We start from the raw sequence: 5,348 nt of genomic DNA, 5'->3' as shown, positions 1-5,348 counted from the left end.
GAAGAAACGTGTATCATTCAATAAACGAAGCTGTTAGAACTTCCGCTTCAAATACAATAACAGCTGAATGGGTTGAAAAATCAGGCCTCATTAACGTAGCAGCAGACAACTCACTTACAAGGGATGAGGACAAATACTATACTACTCTTGAAGACATACTGAAATGGAATCCCGAGGTAATAATAGCAAACGACTCTGGCGCCTATAAGTACATCAAAGAAAACGTGGCATGGAAAAACATGGAAGCGGTATTGAATGATGATGTTTATCTCCTGCCGACAGGAATTTCAAGATGGGGCCACTCAACATCGCTGGAAACTCCTCTGGCAATGCTTTGGGCTCTTAAAACACTTTACCCTGAGTATTCAGAGTCAATAGACCTTAAATCATATACAAAAATGTTTTATGAAGAACTTTTCGAATACGACCTTACCGACGAAGAACTTGAAAGCATACTTAGGGGCGTAGACATGAGAAGAGCAAAGAATCTGGAGGGCTAAATGGATTATTTTATTTCTATAGACGATACAGACAACCTTACAAGCATAGGAACAGGCGAAGTAGCCGAAAACCTTGGAACACTTCTTAGCAAGTTTGGCTTTGGAATTCCAACTCCGGTGACAAGACATCAACTCTTCTTCAATGATGCAATAGCCTACACCTCCCACAATAGTGCAATGTGTTTTGAATTGAAAGGCTGTGATAAGGACCACAAAGAGCTAGTATGCATATGCTCCTCTTATCTGAAGAACAACTGTGCCGACGGGTCCGATCCGGGACTTTGCATAGTGGAAAAAACCTTCGGAGACAGGGAGGAACTGATATGCTTCGGCCAAGATGCAAAATGCAAGGTCCTGACCAAGGACCAAGCCTATACTCTAGCTGAGAGGAAAAACATCCACCTATCTGAGCACGGCGGTCTTGGAATAGGAGTTATAGGAGCCCTTGCAGGAGTAGGTCTAAGAATGAACGGAAATGACGGAAGATACAAGGGTCAAATAAGGATATCCAAAAACCAGGACAACATGCTTGTAAAGGACCTTATTGTAAATGACAGGATAGATTCCATCCAGGACAAAAATGGATACACACTATCTGAAAATGAAGAGGTCTTCGTTACAGAAAGAGTAAAGACGGTACGCCTCAATGGACAATCTGTACTACTTGTAGAAAAGGAAAACCACAAAATGGGTACAGTGTGGAAAAACATCACAAAGGACAAGCTTAAGGAATATTAAGATGATAATTGCAGGCGGATTTATACCGCCTGTTTTTTATTTCCCGGGAAATCTTACATTTATTGTAATGATTACATCAAAAATGGTAAAATTGAATTAGCATTAAATTTATGACAGGAGGAATAACTTTGAAATTATTGTCCGGTATTAAATTTATGAAACAGGGAGCAATGGAGAAGGTACTTTATTCTCTAATCCCACTTATACTCTTTTCCATAGGAACCTACGGCTGGAGAGTTCTCCTTCTCCTTCTAGTGTCATGTCTGTCAGGCCTTCTTACAGAATGGCTATTCAAAAGAAAGACGGGGAAACCTCTTTCAAAAGCTGTCTTTGTTTCAGGATTTCTCTTCACACTGACACTTCCACCTAGAACACCTCTGTGGATAGTTGCCGTGGGCATGATATTCGGAATACTCTTTGCACGGGAAACCTTCGGAGGATTCGGCCGCAACGTCTTTAATCCTGCAGCCGCATCAAGAGCCTTCGTCTATGTATCCTTTGTAAAATTCATGACTGCACAGTGGTCGGAACCAGCAATACCATTCATGTCTGGATTCACCAAATATATAACAGACCCCATCGACGTACTTGCACAGTCAACGCCCATGCTCATCTTCAGGGAAGGGGGTACAATGGCTGAATATTCAAACCTATTTATAGGACAGGTTTCCGGATCCCTGGGTGAAACATCTGCAATCCTCATAATACTTTCAGGAATCTATCTCGTATACAAAAAAGTAGCCCACAAGGAAACCATACTTTCAGTCCTTGGAGGGTATTTTATAATGAGCACAACTCTTTTTATGTCGGGAGTAGCCCAGGTGCCAAATCCTCTCTGGGGCCTTCTTGCTGGAGGACTTCTTTTCGGAGCCGTATTCATGGCCACGGACCCTGTCACATCTCCAAAAACCTTTGAAGGAAGAATTATCTATGGTCTTATCATCGGTTCCGTTACCGTAATCATAAGGGCCTTTGCTCTATTTGCAGGTGGAATCATGTTTGCGATACTCATAGCAAATGTCTTCGTACCAATAATCGATGTTGCCGTGAAATCCTTAAAGAAAAGAGGTGCTAAAAGTGCCTAAAAAGAAGAAAGTACTCTATCCAGTAGTCTTCATGATAGTCCTGACAGCATTCTTCACTCTCATCCTTGCAGGAATCAACGAGCTATCAGTAAAAAGCATAGACAAACAGGAAAATCTAAAGATTCAGTCAAAGGTTCTCAATTCACTGGGAATTGAATACAAAAGCGATGAAGATGAAATTATCGAAACATACAGGGAAGTCATAGAAGAAAAAGAAATAGATGGAAAGAAATACTTTATAGCTGTAATAGACGGTTCTATCCTGGGATACGCCTTCACCGTTGAAGGTGCAGGCCTCTGGGGAAGGATTGAAGGAATAGTAGCACTGGATACAAATTTCGAATATATCAAAGGCATTGATTTCATAAGCCATTCTGAAACTCCGGGACTTGGAGGAAGGATAGAAGAGAAATGGTTTATTGAGCAGTTCAGGGATATAGAATTGGATTCTGAAGGAGCCCTACTGATATTCAGACCATCAACCGGTGGAAATGTGGATGCCATTTCTGGAGCCACTATAACCTCAAAGGCTGTTTTAAAGATATTCAATGAAAGCATAGATGAAATTCTCAAGATGAAGGAGGAGATCATATGAACAAGAAAACCAAAAAGATTCTGACCCTTGGAATATGGAAGGACAATGCAGTATATAGACAGATTCTTGGAATATGCTCCGCACTTGCCGTTACAAACCTTATGCTTAACTCACTTATAATGGGGCTTGGACTCATTTTCGTTACAGCATTTTCAGAACTTACTGTTTCAATATTAAGAAAATACACTCCAAAGCATATTCGTATGATGGTACAGACTCTCATAATCGCATCATATGTAATAATAGTGGATATATTCCTGAAAGCTTCCTTTCCTGAAATCAGCAAGGCCCTAGGTCCTTATGTAGGTCTCATAATCACAAACTGCATAATAATGGGAAGATGTGAAAGCTTTGCACAGAACAACACTCCATTGTATTCCTTCATTGACGGAATAGCATCGGGAACAGGCTATGCAATAATACTTCTTCTAATAGCCTTCGTGAGGGAGCTCCTTGGCTTTGGTTCTATTTTCGGAATAAATGTACTGGGAACTTCATGGGTGTCCTGGACATTGATGATAATGCCTCCTGGAGCATTCTTCATGCTTGCCATAGTCATCTGGATATCCAGAAACATATTCAGTGAAGAAGATGAAGGGAAGGTGAAAGCATAATGGAACTTAGTCCTGTAACCATATTTTTTGCCGCAATATTTACAAACAATATGATACTTTCCAATTTCCTTGGAATGTGCTCCTTCATTGCAATAAGCAGCGACATCAAGACATCACTGAACCTGGGTGTGGCAGTAACCTTTGTCATGACCTTCACCACAATGATCAACTACAACGTATATCACAGCCTCCTTGTACCACTTGACCTGGAATATTTGAGATATATTGTATTCATAGTAGTCATAGCTTCCTTCGTACAGCTGGTGGAAATGGTGGTTGAAAAGTATTTCCAAACTCTGTACTATGCCCTTGGAATATTCCTGCCACTTATAACTGTCAACTGTGCGATCCTTGGAGTATCACTGTTCATGATAATAAGGGAATACAATCTTATGCAGTCAATAGCCTTCGGATCAGGGTCGGGACTTGGATGGCTTCTTGCCATAGTTGCAATGGCTGGGATACGTGAAAAAATCAAAAACAATCCACTGCCCAAGGGACTGGAAGGACCGGGAATCACATTGATTATAACAGGTCTAATGGCGCTTGCCTTCATAGGTTTTTCAGGAATTGTACAAATTCAATAGGAGGAAATCATGGATAATATACTAACTACCATAGTTGCAATATCGTCAATTACAGGAATCCTTGCCTTCCTCCTTTCAATAGCCAATAAGACAATTGCAAACTATGGCGATAAGAAGCTCACCATAAATGAAGACAAGGAGCTTACAGTAGATGGAGGAGACAGTCTTCTATCCACCCTCATAGAAAATGAAATATTCATACCCTCAGCCTGCGGAGGAAAGGGAAGCTGCGGATATTGCAAGGTAAAGGTCCTTGATGGTGGCGGCCAGTTTCTTGCTACGGAAAAAGGCTATGTCTCCGAAGAGGAAAGAGAAAAAGGTGTACGACTGTCCTGCCAGTGCAAGGTGAAAGAGGACATGAGAATTGCTATACCTGAAGAGCTCTTCAACGTGAAGCAGTACCTCTGCACAGTTACAGAAATCGAAAACCTTACGGACAAGATCAAAAGAATAAGACTTGAACTTCCAGAAGGAAGTGAACTTGACTACAAACCTGGCCAATATGTACAGATTCTCACTCCAATATATAAGGAAAGCGACGAGGAAGTTTACAGAGCCTATTCTATAACAACACCTCCAAGCTCCAAAAATGCAGTGGAACTTTTCATAGGTTATATCCCCGAAGGAATATGCACAACCTATATCCACAAATACCTGAAAGAAGGAGACAAGCTCAATGTCATAGGCCCCTTCGGCGACTTCCAGTATGTCCACAGCGACAAGGAAATGATACTTGCAGCAATAGGAACGGGAATGTCTCCAATAATGAGCATACTAAGGTATATGAAGGAAAACAATATAAACAGGAAGGTAACCTTCTTCTTCGGTGCCAGAACAAGACCAGACATGTATATGATGGATATCCTTCAGGAGCTTGAAAAGGAAATGGATAACTTCACACTCATAACCTGCCTTTCAAGACCTACTGAATCATGTAGTTGGAGGGGAGAAGTGGGAAGGGTTACAAATCTCATAGAAAAATTCGTTGAAAACGGAGATAACAAAGAAGCCTATCTCTGCGGAAATCCGCCTATGATAGACTCTGTTGTTAAAATATTATTAGATAAAGGATTTAAGGAAGAGGATATCCTTTATGATAAGTTTGAATAGGATGAATGTATATCCTTTAAACAAAACACTGCATAAAGAGGTATGCTCTTAATACCGTTTTCAAATCCAAAGTTTTTTGCAGATACCCTTATGGAATATTTTGGTGAATATCTTTTGAT

At 40.7% G+C, this 5,348-nt stretch carries 7 protein-coding genes; all 7 read left to right on the top strand.

Going from position 1 to position 5,348, the window contains the following annotated elements:
* Window positions 1-500 (top strand): TroA family protein (locus AC3AX0_RS06490; RefSeq protein ID WP_487549492.1); only part of this gene is annotated, 500 nt, incomplete at its 5' end.
* Complete coding sequence (locus tag AC3AX0_RS06485; protein ID WP_487549491.1) at window positions 501-1,238, top strand: hypothetical protein; 738 nt, start codon at window positions 501-503, stop codon at window positions 1,236-1,238.
* A 128-nt stretch (window positions 1,239-1,366) separates the two neighbouring features.
* Complete coding sequence (locus AC3AX0_RS06480; RefSeq protein ID WP_487549490.1) at window positions 1,367-2,323, top strand: RnfABCDGE type electron transport complex subunit D; 957 nt, start codon at window positions 1,367-1,369, stop codon at window positions 2,321-2,323.
* Window positions 2,316-2,918 carry an RnfABCDGE type electron transport complex subunit G gene (locus AC3AX0_RS06475; protein WP_487549489.1) on the top strand — a complete coding sequence of 201 codons (603 nt, stop codon included), beginning with the start codon at window positions 2,316-2,318 and terminating at the stop codon, window positions 2,916-2,918. The genes AC3AX0_RS06480 and AC3AX0_RS06475 overlap by 8 nt, the downstream gene beginning before the upstream one ends.
* Window positions 2,915-3,532, top strand: coding sequence for an NADH:ubiquinone reductase (Na(+)-transporting) subunit D (locus AC3AX0_RS06470; protein WP_487549488.1), 618 nt, complete (start codon window positions 2,915-2,917; stop codon window positions 3,530-3,532). The genes AC3AX0_RS06475 and AC3AX0_RS06470 overlap by 4 nt, the downstream gene beginning before the upstream one ends.
* The gene (locus AC3AX0_RS06465) at window positions 3,532-4,119 is read left to right on the top strand and encodes an Rnf-Nqr domain containing protein (protein ID WP_487549487.1); all 588 of its coding nucleotides are present in this window, start codon (window positions 3,532-3,534) and stop codon (window positions 4,117-4,119) included. Before AC3AX0_RS06470 ends, AC3AX0_RS06465 begins: the two co-directional genes overlap by 1 nt.
* 9 nt (window positions 4,120-4,128) lie before the next feature.
* Window positions 4,129-5,229: an FAD-binding oxidoreductase gene (locus tag AC3AX0_RS06460; protein ID WP_487549486.1), complete on the top strand. Its 1,101-nt coding sequence runs from the start codon at window positions 4,129-4,131 to the stop codon at window positions 5,227-5,229.
* Window positions 5,230-5,348 lie beyond the last annotated feature (119 nt).

The organism is Dethiosulfatibacter sp., from assembly GCF_983023055.1.
The sequence above is the reverse complement of the archived record's forward strand: the minus strand, read 5'-3'. Positions and strand labels throughout refer to the sequence as shown.

Bases quoted from the DNA above. Each gene is read 5' to 3' on its own strand.
- AC3AX0_RS06485 (WP_487549491.1), top strand. From the start codon at position 501: ATGGATTATTTTATTTCTATAGACGATACAGACAACCTTACAAGCATA.
- AC3AX0_RS06470 (WP_487549488.1), top strand. From the start codon at position 2,915: ATGAACAAGAAAACCAAAAAGATTCTGACCCTTGGAATATGGAAGGAC.
- AC3AX0_RS06465 (WP_487549487.1), top strand. From the start codon at position 3,532: ATGGAACTTAGTCCTGTAACCATATTTTTTGCCGCAATATTTACAAAC.
- AC3AX0_RS06460 (WP_487549486.1), top strand. From the start codon at position 4,129: ATGGATAATATACTAACTACCATAGTTGCAATATCGTCAATTACAGGA.